This is a genomic window from Enterobacter cloacae complex sp. IR5418 (assembly GCF_049238105.1).
Lineage (GTDB): Bacteria > Pseudomonadota > Gammaproteobacteria > Enterobacterales > Enterobacteriaceae > Enterobacter > Enterobacter hormaechei.
Map to the genome: position 1 here is coordinate 26,215 of NZ_JBMKHS010000009.1, position 18,396 is coordinate 44,610.

General features: G+C 54.1%; 21 protein-coding genes. 7 read left to right on the top strand and 14 right to left on the bottom strand.

What is annotated here, in order from left to right; translation table 11 throughout:
* Positions 1–128 precede the first annotated feature (128 nt).
* Entirely contained in the window at positions 129–992 is an 864-nt protein-coding gene (locus ACOTX7_RS09375; RefSeq protein WP_003860907.1) for a YicC/YloC family endoribonuclease, read from the bottom strand.
* Between the two features lie 125 nt (positions 993–1,117).
* Here ACOTX7_RS09375 and rph point away from each other — a divergent pair, with 125 nt between their 5' ends.
* Both rph and pyrE read left to right on the top strand, forming a co-directional pair.
* A complete protein-coding gene (rph, locus tag ACOTX7_RS09380; RefSeq protein ID WP_006812424.1) occupies positions 1,118–1,834 on the top strand; it encodes a ribonuclease PH in 717 nt (238 codons plus the stop codon).
* Between the two features lie 67 nt (positions 1,835–1,901).
* Positions 1,902–2,543, top strand: a complete 642-nt coding sequence (pyrE, locus tag ACOTX7_RS09385) for an orotate phosphoribosyltransferase (RefSeq protein ID WP_006812423.1) — start codon at positions 1,902–1,904, stop codon at positions 2,541–2,543.
* 81 nt (positions 2,544–2,624) lie between these two features.
* Here pyrE and slmA read toward each other — a convergent pair whose 3' ends face one another.
* From slmA to coaBC, 3 genes are all read right to left on the bottom strand, one after another.
* Positions 2,625–3,221: a nucleoid occlusion factor SlmA gene (slmA, locus tag ACOTX7_RS09390; protein WP_221256734.1), complete on the bottom strand. Its 597-nt coding sequence runs from the start codon at positions 3,219–3,221 to the stop codon at positions 2,625–2,627.
* 122 nt (positions 3,222–3,343) lie between these two features.
* The gene (gene dut, locus ACOTX7_RS09395) at positions 3,344–3,802 is read right to left on the bottom strand and encodes a dUTP diphosphatase (protein ID WP_015570042.1); all 459 of its coding nucleotides are present in this window, start codon (positions 3,800–3,802) and stop codon (positions 3,344–3,346) included.
* On the bottom strand, positions 3,780–4,991 hold the full coding sequence (coaBC, locus tag ACOTX7_RS09400) for a bifunctional phosphopantothenoylcysteine decarboxylase/phosphopantothenate--cysteine ligase CoaBC (protein ID WP_221257193.1): 1,212 nt from the start codon (positions 4,989–4,991) through the stop codon (positions 3,780–3,782). Before coaBC ends, dut begins: the two co-directional genes overlap by 23 nt.
* A gap of 173 nt (positions 4,992–5,164) precedes the next feature.
* On the opposite strand from coaBC, the gene radC reads away from it, so the two are divergent.
* From radC to mutM, 4 genes are all read left to right on the top strand, one after another.
* Entirely contained in the window at positions 5,165–5,830 is a 666-nt protein-coding gene (radC, locus tag ACOTX7_RS09405) for a RadC family protein (protein ID WP_006812419.1), read from the top strand.
* Between the two features lie 217 nt (positions 5,831–6,047).
* Positions 6,048–6,284, top strand: a complete 237-nt coding sequence (gene rpmB, locus ACOTX7_RS09410) for a 50S ribosomal protein L28 (RefSeq protein WP_002436699.1) — start codon at positions 6,048–6,050, stop codon at positions 6,282–6,284.
* 22 nt (positions 6,285–6,306) lie between these two features.
* On the top strand, positions 6,307–6,474 hold the full coding sequence (gene rpmG, locus ACOTX7_RS09415; protein ID WP_003024094.1) for a 50S ribosomal protein L33: 168 nt from the start codon (positions 6,307–6,309) through the stop codon (positions 6,472–6,474).
* Between the two features lie 72 nt (positions 6,475–6,546).
* On the top strand, positions 6,547–7,356 hold the full coding sequence (gene mutM, locus ACOTX7_RS09420; RefSeq protein ID WP_205922181.1) for a bifunctional DNA-formamidopyrimidine glycosylase/DNA-(apurinic or apyrimidinic site) lyase: 810 nt from the start codon (positions 6,547–6,549) through the stop codon (positions 7,354–7,356).
* Positions 7,357–7,358: 2 nt separating this feature from the next.
* Here mutM and coaD read toward each other — a convergent pair whose 3' ends face one another.
* From coaD to rfaQ, 7 genes are all read right to left on the bottom strand, one after another.
* Positions 7,359–7,838, bottom strand: coding sequence for a pantetheine-phosphate adenylyltransferase (coaD, locus tag ACOTX7_RS09425; protein ID WP_047354977.1), 480 nt, complete (start codon positions 7,836–7,838; stop codon positions 7,359–7,361).
* 3 nt (positions 7,839–7,841) lie between these two features.
* A complete protein-coding gene (locus tag ACOTX7_RS09430; RefSeq protein WP_221256736.1) occupies positions 7,842–8,612 on the bottom strand; it encodes a glycosyltransferase family 2 protein in 771 nt (256 codons plus the stop codon).
* On the bottom strand, positions 8,612–9,886 hold the full coding sequence (gene waaA, locus ACOTX7_RS09435) for a lipid IV(A) 3-deoxy-D-manno-octulosonic acid transferase (protein ID WP_003860874.1): 1,275 nt from the start codon (positions 9,884–9,886) through the stop codon (positions 8,612–8,614). Before waaA ends, ACOTX7_RS09430 begins: the two co-directional genes overlap by 1 nt.
* A gap of 65 nt (positions 9,887–9,951) precedes the next feature.
* Entirely contained in the window at positions 9,952–10,941 is a 990-nt protein-coding gene (locus ACOTX7_RS09440) for a glycosyltransferase (RefSeq protein ID WP_221256737.1), read from the bottom strand.
* A gap of 11 nt (positions 10,942–10,952) precedes the next feature.
* A complete protein-coding gene (locus tag ACOTX7_RS09445) occupies positions 10,953–12,053 on the bottom strand; it encodes a glycosyltransferase (RefSeq protein ID WP_221256738.1) in 1,101 nt (366 codons plus the stop codon).
* A gap of 2 nt (positions 12,054–12,055) precedes the next feature.
* Positions 12,056–13,183 carry a glycosyltransferase family 4 protein gene (locus ACOTX7_RS09450; RefSeq protein WP_221256739.1) on the bottom strand — a complete coding sequence of 376 codons (1,128 nt, stop codon included), beginning with the start codon at positions 13,181–13,183 and terminating at the stop codon, positions 12,056–12,058.
* Positions 13,180–14,250: a putative lipopolysaccharide heptosyltransferase III gene (rfaQ, locus tag ACOTX7_RS09455; protein ID WP_205924916.1), complete on the bottom strand. Its 1,071-nt coding sequence runs from the start codon at positions 14,248–14,250 to the stop codon at positions 13,180–13,182. The genes ACOTX7_RS09450 and rfaQ overlap by 4 nt, the downstream gene beginning before the upstream one ends.
* Before the next feature lie 150 nt (positions 14,251–14,400).
* Here rfaQ and ACOTX7_RS09460 point away from each other — a divergent pair, with 150 nt between their 5' ends.
* Complete coding sequence (locus ACOTX7_RS09460; RefSeq protein ID WP_205922187.1) at positions 14,401–15,354, top strand: polysaccharide deacetylase family protein; 954 nt, start codon at positions 14,401–14,403, stop codon at positions 15,352–15,354.
* Between the two features lie 38 nt (positions 15,355–15,392).
* On the opposite strand, the gene ACOTX7_RS09465 is transcribed toward ACOTX7_RS09460, so the two are convergent.
* Genes ACOTX7_RS09465 through rfaC form a run of 3 tightly spaced genes read right to left on the bottom strand, consistent with a single transcriptional unit; the run spans position 15,393 to position 18,394 of the window.
* Positions 15,393–16,292 carry a glycosyltransferase family 2 protein gene (locus ACOTX7_RS09465; RefSeq protein ID WP_221256740.1) on the bottom strand — a complete coding sequence of 300 codons (900 nt, stop codon included), beginning with the start codon at positions 16,290–16,292 and terminating at the stop codon, positions 15,393–15,395.
* Positions 16,293–16,297: 5 nt separating this feature from the next.
* Positions 16,298–17,407, bottom strand: a complete 1,110-nt coding sequence (locus tag ACOTX7_RS09470) for a glycosyltransferase family 9 protein (RefSeq protein WP_213827045.1) — start codon at positions 17,405–17,407, stop codon at positions 16,298–16,300.
* A gap of 3 nt (positions 17,408–17,410) precedes the next feature.
* Entirely contained in the window at positions 17,411–18,394 is a 984-nt protein-coding gene (rfaC, locus tag ACOTX7_RS09475) for a lipopolysaccharide heptosyltransferase RfaC (protein ID WP_221256741.1), read from the bottom strand.
* Positions 18,395–18,396: the final 2 nt, after the last annotated feature.

Sequence of the window (18,396 nt, forward strand, 5' to 3'; positions counted from 1 at the left end):
GCCCTACAGACATTTATCAACGCATGCCCGGCAGGCTTGTTATCAGGCGGGAGAGAAAGAAAGTCAGGCTAAATAAGGATTAGAAAAAGTAATGGGTGGTGTTCGAGGCAACACCACCCTGAAAGGAATTACTCTATATTCTGGATCTGCTCGCGCATCTGCTCAATCAGGACCTTCAGTTCAATCGCTGAATTGGTTACCTCTGCATTGATAGACTTAGACGCCAGCGTGTTCGACTCGCGGTTGAACTCCTGCATCATAAAATCGAGACGGCGGCCTACCGCTTCTTTCTTCTTCAGAATGTTGTAGGTCTCTTTAACGTGCGCTTCCAGACGATCCAGCTCTTCAGCCACGTCCACGCGCTGCGCCATCAGCACCAGCTCTTGTTCCAGACGGTTGTTTTCCAGCTGGACTTCCGCCTCTTCCAGTTTGGCGACAAGACGCTCACGCTGCCATTGCAGCACTTCTGGCATATGAGCGCGCACTTTAGCGACTTCGGCGCTCACGCCTTCAAGGCGCTGCTCAATCATCGCTTTCAGCGCCTGACCTTCGGTTTCACGGGCAACGATAAAGTCATCCAGCGTGCCATCGAGTGCAGCCAGGATTTCGGCGGTAATCGCGTCCAGATCCTGCTCTCCGGCGGCCATCACGCCAGGCCAGCGCAGAATATCAACCGGGTTGATTTCGCCTTCATCACTCTGCATTTTGACCCAGTTCGCCGCATTAACTAGCTGTTTTGCCAGCTTTTCGTTAAGGATCAGCTCGCCCTGTGCACTGGCATCGGGTTCAAAACGCAGGTTGCATTCCACTTTGCCACGGGTCAGACGCGTACGGATACGCTCACGCACCACAGGCTCCAGGCTGCGGAACTGTTCCGGCATACGGAAATACGTTTCCAGATAGCGCTGGTTTACCGAGCGCATTTCCCAGGTAGCGCTACCCCAGCTACCCTTGATTTCACGCCGGGCGTAGGCGGTCATACTGCGGATCATAGACATTCCCGTTTTTAAAGGAGAGATGGGGGGATTATAGCTTTCAGGGGCTTCTCAGGATAGGAATAAGCGTCCTTTATCCGTATAATGCGCAGCCACATTCGTTTCAAGCCGGAGAATCCATCATGCGTCCATCAGGTCGTAGCGCCAATCAGGTGCGTCCCGTCACCCTGACCCGTAACTATACAAAACACGCTGAAGGCTCCGTGCTGGTTGAGTTTGGTGACACCAAAGTGCTTTGCACTGCCTCCATCGAAGAGGGCGTGCCTCGCTTCCTGAAAGGTCAGGGCCAGGGGTGGATCACCGCCGAATACGGTATGTTGCCGCGTGCAACCCATACCCGTAATGCCCGTGAAGCGGCAAAAGGTAAGCAGGGCGGCCGTACCATGGAGATCCAGCGCCTGATCGCACGTGCGCTGCGCGCTGCGGTTGACCTGAAAACGCTGGGTGAGTTCACCATCACTCTCGATTGCGACGTCATTCAGGCCGATGGTGGCACGCGTACCGCGTCCATTACCGGTGCCTGCGTAGCGCTGGCCGATGCGCTGAACAAGCTGGTTGCCGCCGGTAAGCTGAAAACCAACCCAATGAAAGGGATGGTTGCCGCTGTTTCCGTTGGTATCGTTAACGGCGAAGCGCTTTGCGATCTGGAATACGTTGAAGATTCTGCCGCAGAAACCGACATGAACGTGGTGATGACTGAAGATGGTCGCATCATTGAAGTGCAGGGGACGGCAGAAGGCGAGCCGTTCACCCATGAAGAACTTCTCTCCCTGTTGGCGTTGGCCCGAGGGGGTATCGAATCTATTGTCACGACGCAGAAAGCGGCGTTAGAAAATTGATTTTAAAGGCGACCAATGAGTCGCCTTTTTTTTGCCTGTAAGACAGAAAAAACAAAGGAGCAAATCCATGAAATCGTATCAGCGCCAGTTTATTGAGTTTGCGCTTAACAAGCAGGTACTTAAGTTTGGCGAGTTCACGCTGAAATCCGGGCGTAAAAGCCCGTATTTCTTCAACGCCGGGCTGTTTAATACCGGGCGTGACCTGGCACTGTTAGGCCGCTTCTATGCCGAAGCGCTGGTGGATTCCGGGATTGATTTCGACCTGCTGTTCGGCCCCGCGTACAAAGGCATTCCGATTGCAACCACCACGGCGGTGGCGCTGGCGGAGCACCATGATCGCGACGTGCCGTACTGCTTTAACCGTAAAGAGGCCAAAACCCACGGTGAAGGCGGCAATCTGGTAGGGAGCGCCTTGCAGGGCCGCGTGATGCTGGTGGATGACGTGATCACCGCAGGCACCGCGATCCGTGAATCGATGGAGATTATCCAGGCTAACGGAGCGACGCTTGCGGGTGTGCTGATTTCGCTTGATCGTCAGGAGCGTGGGCGCGGCGACATCTCTGCTATTCAGGAAGTGGAACGTGATTATGGCTGCAAAGTCACATCGATTATCACGCTGAAAGACCTGATTGTGTATCTGGAAGAGAAGCCTGAGATGGCGGATCATCTGGCGGCGGTAAAAGCGTATCGCGAAGCGTTCGGGGTTTAATGACATTGCCTGGTGGCGCTACGCTTACCGGGCCTACCAGTCGTAGGCCGGATAAGGCGAAGCCGCCATCCGGCGATGGCGTTACTGTAACTGAGCAGCCACTAACGGCCAGCGAGCGTCGAAATCGTCCGTTGGTCGATATTTAAATTCGCTGCGCACAAACCGGGAGAGCATCCCTTCGCAAAATGCCAGGATCTGGCCTGCCAGCAGCGTCTCATCAGTGTCATATCCCTCGCCTTCCCGCATTTTCTTCTCACGCAGAACCTGACGCAGCTGGGCTTCGATACGCTCAAAAAGCTGGTTTATACGGCCTTGCAGACGATCCTGTTCAAACATCAGCGCGTGGCCGGTCAGAATACGGGTCAGACCCGGGTTACGTTCGCCAAAACCCAGAATCAGCAGCACAATCAAACGCAGACGCGCGCTGGTGTCTTTTTCATCCTTCAGGATCAGGTTGATGCGCGTGATCAGGCTGTCTTCAATAAACTCGATCAGGCTGTCAAACATCCGGGTTTTGCTCGGAAAATGACGATACAACGCCGCCTCTGACACGCCCACAGAGGCCGCCAGTTTTGCGGTGGTGATGCGTTGACTGCCGTCGCTGGATTCAAGCATCAGAGCCAGAGATTGAAGTATTTCTTCGCGACGATTCCTTTTCGCGGTTTGTTTTTCTGCCATGTTACAAAATACCCCTGAAAAATAAGCACTTGCCAGGCTGGCAACCACACAACGACCCGCAAACTGACGTTTGCGGTTTGTTATTGCATTATGGCGCTGTGAGGTGCGTGTTTGTCGGGCGGTTATTTGCGCCCGGAATGGCCGAAGCCGCCTTCGCCACGGTCGGTAGCGTCGAAGTCTGCCACCAGGTTAAATTCTGCCTGCACCACCGGTACAAACACCATCTGCGCGATACGCTCACCCGGTTCAATGGTGAAGCTGTCCTGACCACGGTTCCAGACGGATACCATCAGCTGACCCTGATAGTCAGAGTCAATCAGGCCGACCAGGTTACCCAGCACGACGCCATGCTTATGGCCCAGGCCAGAGCGCGGCAGGATCACCGCGGCCAGTGACGGGTCAGCAATGTGAATCGCCAGCCCTGTCGGGATCAGGGTCGTTGCACCCGGCGCCAGTTCTACGGCGTCATCGAGACAGGCGCGCAGGTCAAGACCGGCAGAGCCGGAGGTGGCATACGTTGGCAGCGGAAATTGCTCGCCAACGCGCGGGTCCAGAATCTTAACGTCGATTTTTTTCATCATAACGGGTAACGATCTCGTCCAGTAATTGTTGGCCCAGGAGTTCTTTGCGCTCAAGCGGTAAGACTTTATCTCCATCCTGCCAGAAAAGGTGCAATGCGTTGCTGTCGCTGTTAAATCCTTGCGTGGACAGCGATACGTCGTTCGCGCAAATCAAATCGAGGTTTTTGCGGGTACGTTTTTGCCGGGCATATTCTTCCACATTATTCGTTTCTGCGGCAAACCCAACAACGTAAGGACGATGAGTTTTCAACGCGGCGACACCGGCAACGATATCCGGGTTCTTCACCATTTTTATTGTTAATTCATCACCTTGCTTTTTAATTTTGGCGTCAGCAATGGTTTCAGCACGGTAATCAGCGACGGCCGCACAGCCGATAAAAATATGCTGCTGTTGAGCATGCGCCTGTACGGCGGCTTCCATCTCCAGCGCGGTAGTCACATTAATACGCTGCACAAACGCAGGTGTGGTAAGTGACACCGGGCCGCTCACCAGCGTGACGTTTGCGCCGCGTTTGGCTGCCGCGGCAGCAATCGCAAAGCCCATTTTGCCGGAGCTGTGGTTGGTGATGTAACGCACCGGATCCAGCGGCTCGCGCGTGGGGCCCGCGGTAATCATGATGTTGAGATGTTGCAGATCGTTGACAGGCGAGAAATGGGTGGCGGCCATATCAACAATCGTCAGTGGATCGAGCATACGACCCGGCCCCACGTCGCCGCAGGCCTGGCTGCCGCTGTCCGGGCCCCAAATCAGCAGGCCGCGCGAGGCCAGGGTGTCCAGATTATGCTGGGTGGCGGCGTTGCGGTACATCTGCTGGTTCATGGCGGGCACAACCGCGACGGGGGCTGGCGTGGCGAGGCAAATGGTCGTAACCAGATCGTTCGCCATACCGGCCGCCACGCGGGCAATTAAATCTGCCGTGGCGGGGGCAAGGATAACCAGATCGGCCCATTTCCCCAGCTCAATGTGGCCCATTGCGGCTTCGGCTGCCGGGTCGAGAAGGCTGTCGGATACCGGGTATCCCGAGACGGCTTGCAGGCTCAGCGGGGTGATAAAGGCTTTGCCGCCTTCGGTGATCGCGACCCGTACGTCGGCCCCGCGCTCGCGCAAACGGCGCACCAGGTCTGGCGTTTTATAGGCAGCAATACCGCCGCTGACGCCAAGAACGATTTTTTTACCGGCCAGGCTCATCATGATTCTTTCCTGTTGGGTTTCACCAGAGAGCGGGCATTTTATCACAATCCCTAAAACGGGGTGATGATGTCCTTTATTCACTTTGCGAGGCGTTACGCAAGAACGAAACGTTAGCGTCGAGCCTCGAATTTGCCTGTGGCAGCATAATGGCAAACAGAAGGAGGCCGGGCATGGAAGAGACTGAACTGCTGTTACCGCGTGAAAAAATGCTGCGTCATGGCGTCACATTGTTAAAAGATGACGAGCTGCTGGCGCTCTTTTTACGCACAGGAACGCCGGGGAAAACGGTATTTACGCTGGCGAAAGAGCTGATAGACCATTTTGGTTCACTGTATGGATTGCTGACCGCCGAACTGGAGGCGTTTACGCACGTTGAGGGGATTGGCGTGGCGAAATATGCCCAGTTGCGGGGCATTGCGGAGCTGGCCCGACGATTTTACAACGTGCGTATGGAGGAAGAAGACCCGATCCTGACCCCCGACATGACCCGCGAATTTCTGCAAAGCCAGCTCTCCGACCTGGAGCGGGAGATCTTTATGGTGATCTTTCTCGACAACAAAAACCGGGTGCTGAAACATACCCGCCTTTTTTCGGGAACATTGAGCCATGTTGAGGTGCATCCGCGTGAAATTGTGCGGGAAGCGATAAAAGTGAATGCAGCCGGCGTGATCCTCGCGCATAATCACCCCTCTGGCTGTGCAGAACCAAGCAGAGCTGACAAAGCAATTACCGAACGTATTATCAAATGCTGTCAATTCATGGACATTCGTGTGCTGGACCATCTGATAATTGGCCGCGGAGAGTACATTTCTTTTGCCGAACGTGGCTGGATTTAGGCCTTTTCTCGCGATCCATCGGGATCTTTGTCTGTTCGGGACTTGAGCACACCGCCGAGTCAGCGTATACTACGCCACCTTTGAGAATCTCGGGTTTGGCATTTGGGCCTGGCAATCGAGAGTTCAATAGAACTATGCGATGACCGGGCTGTAAAGCCTGACGAGGCGCCGATACCCCATACGAAGCTCGAGCTAATTTGATTTTTGGAGAATAGACATGTCCCGAGTCTGCCAAGTTACTGGCAAGCGTCCGGTGACCGGTAACAACCGTTCCCACGCACTGAACGCGACTAAACGCCGTTTCCTGCCGAACCTGCACTCTCACCGTTTCTGGGTTGAGAGCGAGAAGCGTTTTGTCACCCTGCGCGTATCTGCTAAAGGTATGCGTGTAATCGATAAGAAAGGCATCGATACAGTTCTGTCCGAACTGCGTGCCCGTGGCGAAAAGTACTAAGTACTTAAAGAGGAAATAAATCATGGCTAAAGGTATTCGCGAGAAAATCAAGCTGGTTTCTTCTGCTGGTACAGGTCACTTCTACACCACCACGAAGAACAAACGTACTAAGCCGGAAAAACTGGAACTGAAAAAATTCGATCCAGTTGTACGCCAGCACGTACTGTACAAAGAAGCTAAAATCAAATAATTTTAGTCTCCTTGTATTGAAAAACCCCGCAACTGCGGGGTTTTTTGCATTCTGCATCTCAAAGGAGGAACCATGCCTGAATTACCTGAGGTAGAGACCAGCCGCCGCGGCATTGAGCCTCATCTGGTCGGCGCGACTATTCTTCATGCTGTCGTTCGCAACGGGCGTCTGCGCTGGCCGGTGTCCGATGAGATCCACGCGTTAAGCGACAAACCCGTCCTGAGCGTGCAGCGCCGCGCGAAATACCTGCTGCTGGAACTGCCTGACGGCTGGATCATTATCCATCTGGGGATGTCCGGGAGCCTGCGTATCCTCACCGAAGAACTGCCCGCGGAAAAGCACGACCACGTTGATCTGGTCATGAGTAACGGCAAAGTGCTGCGTTACACCGACCCGCGCCGCTTTGGCGCATGGCTGTGGACAAAAGAGCTGGAAGGGCACAACGTGCTGGCGCATCTCGGACCTGAGCCGCTCTCAGAGGCGTTTAACGCGGAATACCTGAAAGAGAAGTGCGCGAAAAAGAAAACCCCGATTAAGCCCTGGCTGATGGATAACAAGCTGGTGGTAGGCGTGGGGAATATCTATGCCAGCGAATCGCTGTTTGCCGCCGGGATCCATCCCGATCGGCTGGCCTCCTCGCTGTCGGCGCAGGAGTGCGAGCTGCTGGTCAGGGTGATAAAAGCGGTACTGCTGCGCTCAATTGAGCAGGGCGGGACAACGCTGAAGGACTTCCTGCAAAGCGACGGGAAGCCGGGCTATTTTGCGCAGGAGTTGCAGGTTTATGGTCGTAAGGGTGAGCCGTGCAGAGCCTGCGGAACGCCGATTATTGCCACGAAGCACGCCCAGCGGGCTACGTTTTACTGCCGTCAGTGCCAGAAGTAAGGTTACTTTAGCTTTTCCATCAACGCCTGGTGGACGTTAACCGGCAGGAAGTGGGTAACGTCCCCGTGATGCCGCGCCACCTCTTTCACCAGCGAAGAAGAGATGAAGGACCACTCTTTGGAGGGCATCAGGAATACGCTCTCCAGCTCCGGCATCAGATGGCGGTTCATGTGCGCCAGCTGCATCTCATACTCGAAGTCTGCCACCGCGCGAAGACCGCGGATCAGGATATTGGCCTGCTGGGCACGGGCAAAGTTTGCCATCAAATCGCTGAACCCGACGACTTCAACATTCGGCAGGTGCGCAATCGCATCGGTGGCGAGCTGCACGCGTTCGTTCAGGTCGAACATCGGCTTTTTGCTCGGGCTGGCGGCAATGGCCAGAATCACCTTGTCGAACATGCTCGCCGCACGGGTGATGATATCAAGATGACCGTTAGTGATCGGATCGAAGGTACCCGGATAAATCGCTTTTGTGCTCATGGCTCACGTTTTCTCTGAGTAGCCGCGGCAGAGCGCCCACAGCTCGGTGTATTTGTTGAAAGTATACTGGGCATTCACCACCGCCAGTAACCAGCCCTGCTTACCGTCCAGCACGCCGCCACGCAGCAGCAGCGTTTTCAAAAATGCGCCCAGCGTATGGGTGAAAATGCCGGTCAGCGTGGCCTTCTTGCCGCGCGCATGCCGCTCCTGTGCCCAGGCGGTGGCATAGTTCAGCTGCTTTTGCTGGAAGCTGGCGAAATCGCGGCAGGTCAGATGAAGCAGATCGCCCGTCAGGGGGATGACCTGAGCGTTATCGCAGGCCAGAGACTCATGGACCAGGTTGTCGTTGTACTGATAACGCTCGCGCGGATAGAGGCGCATCACGCGGTCGGGGTACCAGCCGCTGTGGCGCATAAAGCGCCCCAGGAAATAGTTACGACGCGCGATACTGTAGACCGCGCCGGGCTGCGGCGCGGCAAGCACCGTTTGAATGGCCTGTCGGAGTTCCGGGGTGACGCGCTCGTCGGTGTCGATCATCAGCACGTAATCGCCCGTGGCGTAACCCTGCGCGCGCTGACGCTGAATACCGTAGCCCTGCCAGTCGGTGTTGGTAAAGACGTTTGCACCCGCTGCACGGGCAACCTCCACCGTGTTGTCCGTACTTCCGGAGTCAAGAATGACGATTTCATCAGCCCAGGCAACAGAGGCCAGGCAATCCGGAAGCAGGTCGGCGGCGTTTTTGGCGATCATCACGACCGACAGACGCGTTGACATTAGTGGCTCCGCTGCGGCAGATAAGGTTGCAGAAGTTGCAGCAGACGGGTCAGTGCGCCCTGGTTCTGATGCAGAACTTCAACGGCATGACGACCGTACCACAGACGGTAATCTTCATCAGTCAGAAGGGTAGAGACCTCTTTGACCACCGAATCCGCGTCGGTCACGGTAATTAAACCATCGGCCTGCTGCAATTTTGCGCAGATGTCTTTGAAGTTAAACGTGTGTGGCCCCATCAGCACAGGAATGGCATGGGCTGCCGGCTCCAGCGGATTATGACCACCGCGCTCCACCAGGCTGCCACCGACAAAGGCGAGGTCTGCAATGCCGTAGAGCAACATCAGTTCGCCCATCGTATCGCCAATCACCACCTGCGTACTGCCAGAGGGGATTTCGCCGCTGCTGCGCAGGGTGAAGCTGAAACCGCCTTTTTGCACCATCTCGCGGGCATCTTTGAAACGCTCCGGGTGGCGGGGAACCAGAATCAGCAGTAAATCAGGGAATTTTTCCAGCAGCTGGCGGTGAGCCTGAAGAATAATGGCTTCTTCGCCGTCATGGGTGCTGGTAGCAATCCAGACCTGGCGACGCGGTGCCCACTGACGACGCAGCGTTACCGCACGGGCGGCGAGTTCAGGGGTGACGGAAATATCGAACTTCAGGCTACCCGTGACCGCAAGCTGGTTGCGCTTCAGGCCGAGGGCGATAAAGCGCGCGGCATCTTCTTCGTTCTGCGCGGCGATCAGCGTGATTTTGCTGAGCAGGCGACGCATAAATTTACCCAGCTTGCCATATCCTTTCGCCGAGCGTTCCGACAGACGCGCGTTGGCGATAACCAAAGGAATTTTACGGGCATGCAGGGCGGAAATCATATTCGGCCACAGTTCGGTTTCCATGACGATCACCAGTTTAGGGCGAACGGTATTCAGGAAACGGTTCATGGCGCAGGGAAGATCGTACGGCAGGTAGACGTGATGCACGTCTTTACCGAAGGCAGACATCACGCGCTCTGAGCCGGTTGGCGTCATCGTGGTGACGGTGATGGGCAGTGACGGATAACGGTGGCGCAGGGCACGTACCAGCGGAATGGCGGCCAGCGTTTCCCCGACTGACACGGAATGCAGCAGAATACCGTCCGGCGCCACTTTATTGCGGCAGTAGCCATAACGTTCGGCCCAGCGTTTACGGTACGCAGGCGCTTTACGGCTACGAAGCAACAGTCGCAGCCACACCAGTGGCTGAATGATGTAGAGCAGGGCGGTATACAACAATTCCAAGCGATTATCCGTTTTTTAGTTTCGGCCGGGAAATTCTAAGCATTTAAGCGTGCTAAAGCTATCTCTTATGCCAGATACCGTTTTAAACGGAAGTAACGTCGGCCCAGACGCCAGCGCAAACGCGGGCTTTTGGCGCTTTTCCAGATGAGCTTCCAGATCCCGGTGTCGAAGAACTCTTTGATAATCATTGATTTCTTCGTCTCATCCTTCATGTTGTCGAAGGTATGAATAATGCCCAGACCCTCTTTGGCGATTTGCCAGTGGCAGGCGGGGATATTTTTCACTTTATCCGGGTAACGCTGGTTTATGGCATCAAGCATCTTCAGGATCTTCATGTAATGACGCGCTGAGCGAATCAACGTGTCGTCATTATCCGGGGTGTGCGATACCGAGGCGGAGTGAATGTAGTAGTCGTAAAAGCGTTCGCTGGTGTACTGAACGCGTTCCGCGGCAAGCAGCACCTCGGTAGTCCACGGGATATCCTGATGACGCAGGCCTGGCTCGAAACGGAAGCCGTGCTGACGAATAAAATCGTGACGATAGATATTCAGCCAGGTAACATGCAGGAACTTACGTGAGTCCAGCGCCTTTTTTAACCATGCCGCGCCATTCATGACGCCCGTAGAGGCGAGCTTATCTTCAGGGAAGATAGGGCGGGACGGTTTTTTGTTATTTTCCCAGACGTAGTTGCCGTTACAGGTGGCGACATCCAGATTCTGCGTGACGGCCATATCCAGCAAACGCTGGTACATGCCGGGTTTGAAGACATCATCAATATCCGGGAAAGAGAGATATTGGCCGGTCGCAACGGCCAGGCCGGTATTACGCGCGATGGACACGCCCTGATTAGGTTGTTCAATTACCTGCATCTGCGGCAGCTTTTCGCGCCATTTTTCGACAATCTGCATCGAACGGTCAGTGGAGCCGTCATTCACGATGATGACTTCCATACTGTCGATATGTTGATTTACAAGGCAGGTAAAGAACTGATCGAGAAAGGCTTCACCGTTATAAACGGCAACCACCACGCTTAATAAAGGCGCTGAATTTTGCATATGAAACCTGATTATTTTTGGTTGTCGACCAAAGCAATGTATTGCTGGCAAATGGCGTTGATACCGAACGATGTGATCGTGTCGCGATCAACAACCGGCGGAGAGGCATACAGTTCTGCCAGTGTTTTCGCCAGTGATTCGTCGGTTAACGCTGTCAGACCACGCGCCAGGGGGCCAGTAAGGATCTCAGCAGGGCCGCCAGGGCAGTTTGTACTCACCGGTGGGGTCTGACAGATAATGGACTCTACCAGTACATTACCAAAACCTTCGCAGTCGGAACTTAACACTAAAAGGCGTGCCCCTTTGATCCACGGGTAGGGATTGGTTTCGAACGGGCGGAAGACGATCTTGTTTTCAATTCCCAGCTTAGCGGCAAGCTGTTTGAGCTGGCCTATTTTCGCGTCGGAACCTTTACCCATCAACACCAGCGATGCGTCGATTTTGCTCAGCGCGAATGCTCGCAGCAGCCGGTCGTGACGTTTGTGTTCATGAAAACGGCCAACGTGGATGATGTAATCCTGCCCCTGCATCTCAAAGGGCGCTTCCGCCAGACGCTGAATGTCAGGGATATCAAACGGGTTATGGATAACCGCTTTGCGCCGCAGGGGGATAGCGAGCACTTCAGAGAGATCGTGCAGCACGGCGCCGGAAACCGCCACCACGTTGCGGTTTTCATAGGTATGACGAATTTTATAATGCTTAAACCAGCGAGAAAGCCCGCTGCGATGGCGTAAATAGGAGAAGGAGAACATCCCATGTACGCAGAACCAGACCTTATCCCGATCCAGCACGCGGCTGTGCGCCACGATACGGTCGGTTTTATGCAGATGCGAGAAGACGACGTCAAATTTACCGCTGCGTTCTGCCTGCTCGATGGCGCGATCCAGCAAACGTGCGCGACGCGGGATCTCGGTCAGCTTCCGCCAGGGTTTTTTACAGCTATCCTGCACCACCTGAAAATCGATGCCTTCCGGAATGGCGTAGTCGCACACCTTCCGCAAGGAGAAAAGGGTGACCTGATGCCCCAGTTCTGTCAGTCCGCTGGAGAGGGTGAGAACCGTTTTTTCGGCTCCTCCACCGGGTAAACCATCAATAATCATTAGGATGCGCATTATTAATCCAGTAATTTTTGATAAAGCGAAATAAGCTGACTTGATAGTTTTTCAGGGGTTGCTTCTCTGACGCGATTACGCGCCGCAAGCCCCATATTGTTATTTTTTTCCAGTGAAGGGATCGACATGACGGCCTCCTTCAATGTGCGGATATCAAGTGCATCACAGTAAAACCCGTTCTGGCCTTGCTCAATAAATTCCGAACCACCGCAACTCTCTGACGTAATGACGGGCAATCCACAGGCCATTGCTTCAAGTATGACGTTAGGGAAAGGATCATACAGCGTCGGCAGCAGTAAACCATCAGAAAGCTGATAAAATGGCAGTGTCTCTTTTTGCATCCCCAGGAAACGGATTTGCCCCTCACAGCCTAATGTACGGGCGAGGTCGCGATAACGGTTCTCCGCTTTATCCTGACCGACCACAACCAGCCACGCCGATGTTCCTGCTATAGCCCGAATAGCGCTTGCCAGCCCCTTACGCTCAAACCCTGAACCCACGAAGCAGAAAATGACGGCATCAGCGGGTAAGCCAAATTGCTGACGCAGGACAGCGCGCTGCCTCTCTTCTGCCGGAACGAAGCGGCTGGAATCTATTGAATTATAAATCACATGTATTTTTTTTGCGTCAATATCAAAGTCTTCGACGATTTCGCGTTTGATCATCTCCGCATTACAGATAACGGCTTTCAACTCGGGTGCCTGGTACATTTCACGTTCTGCGTGCATCACGTAGCGGTGATAGCGATCGTGCATAAGCAGCTTCGCGCGCCAGGCGGGGAGAATACGCGTACGCTGTAGCAGCCAGCGTCGATGTACACCATCCCCGGCGCGGTAAATATCGCAGCCCGGAATACGTTCGTGGCTCTGGACGATATCAAATTGCTGTTGCTGCCACAGCGCGCGCGCGGCGTGTGCAAAGCCGCGCTCACGGCTGATGCGGCCCCACTTTCGTGGATCGCAAATATGAATATGCCAGTCGTCCTGCTTTTCGCCCTGCCATTCGCGAGTGATGACGTTAAGCTCCAGATTCTGGTTGCTCAAAGCGGTAAGTGCCCTGGAGACAAAACGTTCTGCCCCCCCATCCGGACGATATTTTTGGCGCACAATGGCCAGACGATGAAGCTTCATTGCAGGTATCTCCTTGCGGCGGAGACGACGGCATCAACGGGAATGGCGTCGAGATAACGTTCCGTCGTTTTTGTATCAATGGCGTCAGGGTTGGGAAGCGGGCCGTAGTCACCGGCCCAGATAACCTCGCCGTTAACCTGCCATGGCGACCAGAACGTCAATTTTGACGGGCCAAACAGCGCCACGCAGGGCGTCTGAAGGGCGGCGGCCATGTGCATGGGTACGGAGTCAACGCCGATGAACAGGCAGGCGTGATCGATAAGCGAAGCCAGCTGGCGCAGGGTTAACTGCCCTGCCAGCGATACCACTCCCGTTTGCGGGGCGGCGGCAAGAATGCGGTCAATCATCGCCAGCTCTTTCTTGTCCGGTCCCGCCGTCAGGACGATGGTATGGCCGTCCTGCTGCAACGCGGCGATAGTTTGCGCCATTTTGCCTTCATCCCAGCACTTAAAGAACCAGCGTGAAGTGGGTTGAATAACGATGTAGCGTTCTCCCACGCCCTTTTGCGTCAGCTTTTGGTGAGCGTGGTGCCAGTCATCCGCGCTGTAAGCCATGGTCACGGTAGGGTTGGCCGTAACCGGCAGCGCTGACAGTATGGAGAGATTTTGTTCAACGGTGTGGAGTGACTGATGACCGGCGACAGAGACCCGTTCATTGTGACAAAAACGCCAGAAGGCATTGTTGCGCTTGTTAAAGGCGAACCCGAGCCGAACCGGTGCGCCGGTGAAGCGGGTGACAATCGCACTGCGCCACTGATCGGCCAGATTGATCACCAGATGATAATGCTGAGCGCGTAAAGCACGAAGCAGCTGCCACTCTTTTTGCAGGTGCTTCAGCGTCCCCAGCTGCTTCCATTTTCGATCGATACCATAGATCGTCCCGATTGCCGGATGCGCGGCGAGCATGTCTCGCGTCTCTTCATAAAGAAGCACGTCGATTTGGGCTTCAGGCCATTTCTGACGTAATGAATTGATGACGGGGGTGGTGAGTAACATGTCACCATGATGGCGAAGTTTAATCAGTAAAATGCGCAAATCAGGCGTGTCAGGTAAGTTATTCATCATCATCTTATCGGCGTTGTACTATTGGCAATTCTAATAGACCTGGTAACGACTTGCACTCTTTCTCCATAATGTCAGGAATTTCCCGGGAAGGGTTTACTCCTGCTTTCGGGCGTGCGTAACATAGCGCTAACTATTTTGTCTTGCGGACTCATTATGAAAAAACCAGCGTTTATCATCACGATCGATACCGAAGGGGATAATCTCTGGCAGAACCACCGGGTGATCAAAACGGAAAACGCGCGCTACCTGGCGCGGTTTCAGGCACTTTGTGAACGTTTCGGCTTTAAGCCCGTCTGGTTGACCAACTACGAGATGGCCGTCGAACCGGTGTTCATTGAGTTCGCGAAAGAGGTCATCGCCCGCGGTCAGGGTGAGGTGGGAATGCATCTCCATGCCTGGAACAGTCCTCCGGAGCACGATCTGACCGGTGATGACTGGCGCTGGCAGCCTTATCTGATTGAGTTCTCAGACGAGATCATGCGTGAGAAAGTGCTGTTCATGACCCGCTTACTGGAAGAGACTTTCCAGACAAAAATGCTCAGCCATCGCGCCGGGCGCTGGGCCTTCGACAATCGTTACGCCCAGTTGCTGATTGAACTGGGTTATCAGGTAGATTGTTCCGTTACGCCGCGCGTGAACTGGCGCAACGCGAAAGGCGCTCCGCAGGGTAATGGCGGAACGAATTACCAGCATTTTCCCGATCGCGCCTACTTTTTGGACGTCGACGACATTTCCCGGCCGGGAAACAGCCCGTTACTCGAAGTACCGATGAGCATCCAGTATAAACACCCGGCATGGCTGAATTCCCTGAAGCAGGGATATGATCGTCTGCGCGGTAAATACCGTTCTCCGTCAGTTAACTGGTTACGCCCGTCCGGAGGCAATGCGCCGGAGATGATTAAGGTGGCGCAGCAGTGCCTGTCCCAGGGGAATGATTACGTGGAGTTCATGCTTCACTCGTCTGAATTCATGCCTGGCGGGAGCCCTACCTTTAAAGACGAGGCAGCGATTGAAGGGCTGTATCAGGATCTGGAGCAGCTCTTTACCTGGTTATCAGATAAGACCGTGGGGATGACGCTGGCGGAGTTTTACCAGTACAAAAAATAATTATGCCCGCCAGGCGGACTGAGTCGTTAGCCGTGGTTTTATTTTTTCCATAACGCCTCAATAACCCTTTTTTTATAGCTAAAACGAACATCGGTGGACAGGAAAAAAGACAATGTATACATGGCCTTTACGCGTTGTTTCACGAGTTGCAATTGTTGGTCTGTAAGACAGGACCGATGGTTGCTGTAAATATCAAACCAGTGGCAATTGACGAGATGTTTGAAGCTGGACGGAAATGTGCTTTCCATCTGTAATGTGCATTCGACAAGCGTCGAAATTTTGCTGGCGTCCAGACTGCTCGACAAACTGTCGCGACGCTTGATGTAATAATAATGCCCCTGGCGTTGATAGACTATTTTGCTCGATTGCATCAGCATTCCAGGGAAGACAGCGAAATCCTCATAACATAACATCGGAGGAATGGGGTTATTCTCATACAGGCTACGATGAATAAACTGGCCAATGAGATGTGCCTGAAAGTCTTTATGGCGTAAGAAACGCGCGACTGCTTCACTCTGTGACAAGGGCACAGGGTTAAATCCCTGCCAGTCTGAAGTTATTTTTCTGGGATCGCGAATCTCAAGCAAACGTGTCAGTAACATATCCGGACGTTGCGCTTTCAGGAAGGTAATTGCGTCCCTGAGGCTGCCCGGCTTTAAGCAATCGTCACTGTCGAGCATCGTAATATACTCACCCGAGGCCAGTGCGACAGCACTGTTTCGTACCCGGCCGACGTTACGAAAGTTCACAGTACGGGTTATGGCCTGCGGAAATTCAGGCAACCACTCATCAATTATTGCCTGCGTGGCATCCTCAGAACTGTCATTAAAAATAATAATTTCAGTGTCTTGATCGGTTGCTGCCAGCAGGCTCGAAAGCGTGGCGTGCAGCGTAGCTTCAGCGTTATGCGCAGCAATAATGACGCTTAAAAAAGCCATAAAAATTAGTTTCCTTGAGCATCGGGAGCGCTAGCCAGTGAGCGGGCTTTTGGTAATGTACGGATAAACTGCTGAAGATCGTGTAACGCGGAGTCAGTGACAGAGAAAAGTGCTTCCCGTTCTTGCGGGAAGTAATAGCGCGTTTCAAACACATAAGAACAAATATTGTCGTCATTCCCGATCAGCATCACATTGCCAAGCGGACGTTGTTCATAGTGGCAGCACGGCCCAAACAGCAGGACCACCGGCACGCCGACGGCGTCTGCGATGTAGACATTACCCGAGTCAGACGCGATATAGCAGTCCATCTTAGAAACGGCCCAGGGAAGCTCTTCGAGCGAAAGTTTGCCAATCAGATTGATGAAGTTGGGAATTTCACCATAAAGGCGGGTGATATCGTCCATCCATGACTGTTCGTTTGGCGCGCCGAAGACATAAAACTCGCAGGGTAAATCGGCGAGGCGATCCACAATTTGCTTCCAGATAACCGGCGGGACGGTTTTCGCTTTATTGCCCGCCGCAATACTGATGCCGATGCGGATAACGTCTGGTTTATCAAGAATGGCCGGCCAGGTCGTTGGTTTGAAGAGTGGCTTTGTGGCGTGCTTGGGAGAGTCTTGCCACGTGAGCGAGCGGTCGGCCAGTTTCAGGTAGTTCGTCACCGAAAGCGTTTTTTTGCCATGCTCAACGGTACCGTCGGCCGCGAGATAGAAAATCCCGTGATACCACCTGCGCGTGTAGATGCTTAGAAATTGTTTGTTTTTGGCATTGCAGACGGCGGCAAAAAAGAGGTTCACGCTGTTGGGCTGAAGCAGGTAGACGTTGTCGTAGCGGTTCATGATCCTGCACGCGAAGCAGAGCTTACGCCACAGGTTGCGCTTATGCTGCTCGATAAAATAGATCTGTTCGATAGTCTCATCATGCTTCGCCAGCGCGCCAACGCTGCGACTGATCAACACATCGCTTTTTTGCAGATAGGCCAGAAGAGGCGTCGCATTAATAAAGTCACCGATTTTAGCTGTCTGAATGACAAGGTTCTTGCCCGTGTCTTTTCGAAACAGCTTCCGGAGGAGTTTCACCGGAAAGAGTAAAATCAGCAGAAATACATAACTCATGGGTTAAATATCCCTGTTGGAAAGCCGATGGCTGCCCTGTAAAAATGAAAAAATAGCATCTGCGCTAATATCCTTCGTTTGTTGCGTAGGGCTGACCATCTGATGCTGGTTTTTACCGTAACCCCCGATCAACCCCGGATCGGTCGGGCCGAAAATTGTGATATTAGGCCGATCCAGTGCGGCGGTTAAATGACTTAACCCTGTATCCACAGAAACGACGGCGTTAGCGCCCGCCAGCTGTGCGGCAACTTGTGCCAGCGTGAGCTTGGGTAACACCTCGACGTGGGAAAAGCCTGCTGCCAGACGCTCCGCACGCTGCCGCTCATGTTCTGCACCCCACGGGAGTTTAATATGGATACCGCAAGGTTGCATTAGTTCAAGCAGTCTTCTCCAGTGCGTTTCCGGCCAGTGCTTATCGTCGCGCGTTGTGGCATGCAGGAAGACCAGATACGGATCGATATCCTTCTCCGCCTCGCGCAGAAAATGCTGTGCGATGGCGTAGTCACCCTGACTGTCGGGTTTCGCATAGCCGAGACTCTTTGCGAACAGCTCGCGGGTTCGTTCCACGGCGTGCTGCTGTTTTGCGATATGGTGGCGACGGTTATAGAACAGGCTCGCCAGCGGTTCGCGGGCGGTGTGCCAGTCCATGCCGTGCTTTACGCCATGCGCCAGACGCGTGACCAGCGCGGCGCTTTTGACCAGCCCCTGGGCGTCTATGATTGCGTCGTAACGCTGGGCCTGCACCGCCTCGCGGAAGGCCTTGCGCTCGGCTTTAATCGGTGCGGAGAACCACGCTTTGCGCCAGCGGCGGATGGCCACCGGGATCACGCGATCAACGGCTTCATGCCAGGTGGGGATCTGCGCGAAGCCTTCTTCCACCACCCAGTCAAAACGGATGCCGGGGATGGCCCGCATGGCGTCCGTCAGCGACGGGAGCGTATGCAGAACATCACCCATTGAGGAGGTTTTAACGATCAATACCCGCATCC

Bases quoted from the DNA above. Each gene is read 5' to 3' on its own strand.
- rfaQ (WP_205924916.1), bottom strand. From the start codon at position 14,250: ATGATGATGAATAACTTACCTGACACGCCTGATTTGCGCATTTTACTG.
- pyrE (WP_006812423.1), top strand. From the start codon at position 1,902: ATGAAATCGTATCAGCGCCAGTTTATTGAGTTTGCGCTTAACAAGCAG.
- slmA (WP_221256734.1), bottom strand. From the start codon at position 3,221: ATGGCAGAAAAACAAACCGCGAAAAGGAATCGTCGCGAAGAAATACTT.
- rpmG (WP_003024094.1), top strand. From the start codon at position 6,307: ATGGCTAAAGGTATTCGCGAGAAAATCAAGCTGGTTTCTTCTGCTGGT.
- mutM (WP_205922181.1), top strand. From the start codon at position 6,547: ATGCCTGAATTACCTGAGGTAGAGACCAGCCGCCGCGGCATTGAGCCT.
- ACOTX7_RS09440 (WP_221256737.1), bottom strand. From the start codon at position 10,941: ATGCAAAATTCAGCGCCTTTATTAAGCGTGGTGGTTGCCGTTTATAAC.
- rph (WP_006812424.1), top strand. From the start codon at position 1,118: ATGCGTCCATCAGGTCGTAGCGCCAATCAGGTGCGTCCCGTCACCCTG.
- ACOTX7_RS09430 (WP_221256736.1), bottom strand. From the start codon at position 8,612: ATGTCAACGCGTCTGTCGGTCGTGATGATCGCCAAAAACGCCGCCGAC.
- rpmB (WP_002436699.1), top strand. From the start codon at position 6,048: ATGTCCCGAGTCTGCCAAGTTACTGGCAAGCGTCCGGTGACCGGTAAC.
- radC (WP_006812419.1), top strand. From the start codon at position 5,165: ATGGAAGAGACTGAACTGCTGTTACCGCGTGAAAAAATGCTGCGTCAT.
- coaD (WP_047354977.1), bottom strand. From the start codon at position 7,838: ATGAGCACAAAAGCGATTTATCCGGGTACCTTCGATCCGATCACTAAC.
- ACOTX7_RS09465 (WP_221256740.1), bottom strand. From the start codon at position 16,292: ATGGCTTTTTTAAGCGTCATTATTGCTGCGCATAACGCTGAAGCTACG.
- rfaC (WP_221256741.1), bottom strand. From the start codon at position 18,394: ATGCGGGTATTGATCGTTAAAACCTCCTCAATGGGTGATGTTCTGCAT.
- ACOTX7_RS09460 (WP_205922187.1), top strand. From the start codon at position 14,401: ATGAAAAAACCAGCGTTTATCATCACGATCGATACCGAAGGGGATAAT.
- ACOTX7_RS09470 (WP_213827045.1), bottom strand. From the start codon at position 17,407: ATGAGTTATGTATTTCTGCTGATTTTACTCTTTCCGGTGAAACTCCTC.
- ACOTX7_RS09445 (WP_221256738.1), bottom strand. From the start codon at position 12,053: ATGCGCATCCTAATGATTATTGATGGTTTACCCGGTGGAGGAGCCGAA.
- ACOTX7_RS09375 (WP_003860907.1), bottom strand. From the start codon at position 992: ATGATCCGCAGTATGACCGCCTACGCCCGGCGTGAAATCAAGGGTAGC.
- ACOTX7_RS09450 (WP_221256739.1), bottom strand. From the start codon at position 13,183: ATGAAGCTTCATCGTCTGGCCATTGTGCGCCAAAAATATCGTCCGGAT.
- coaBC (WP_221257193.1), bottom strand. From the start codon at position 4,991: ATGAGCCTGGCCGGTAAAAAAATCGTTCTTGGCGTCAGCGGCGGTATT.
- dut (WP_015570042.1), bottom strand. From the start codon at position 3,802: ATGATGAAAAAAATCGACGTTAAGATTCTGGACCCGCGCGTTGGCGAG.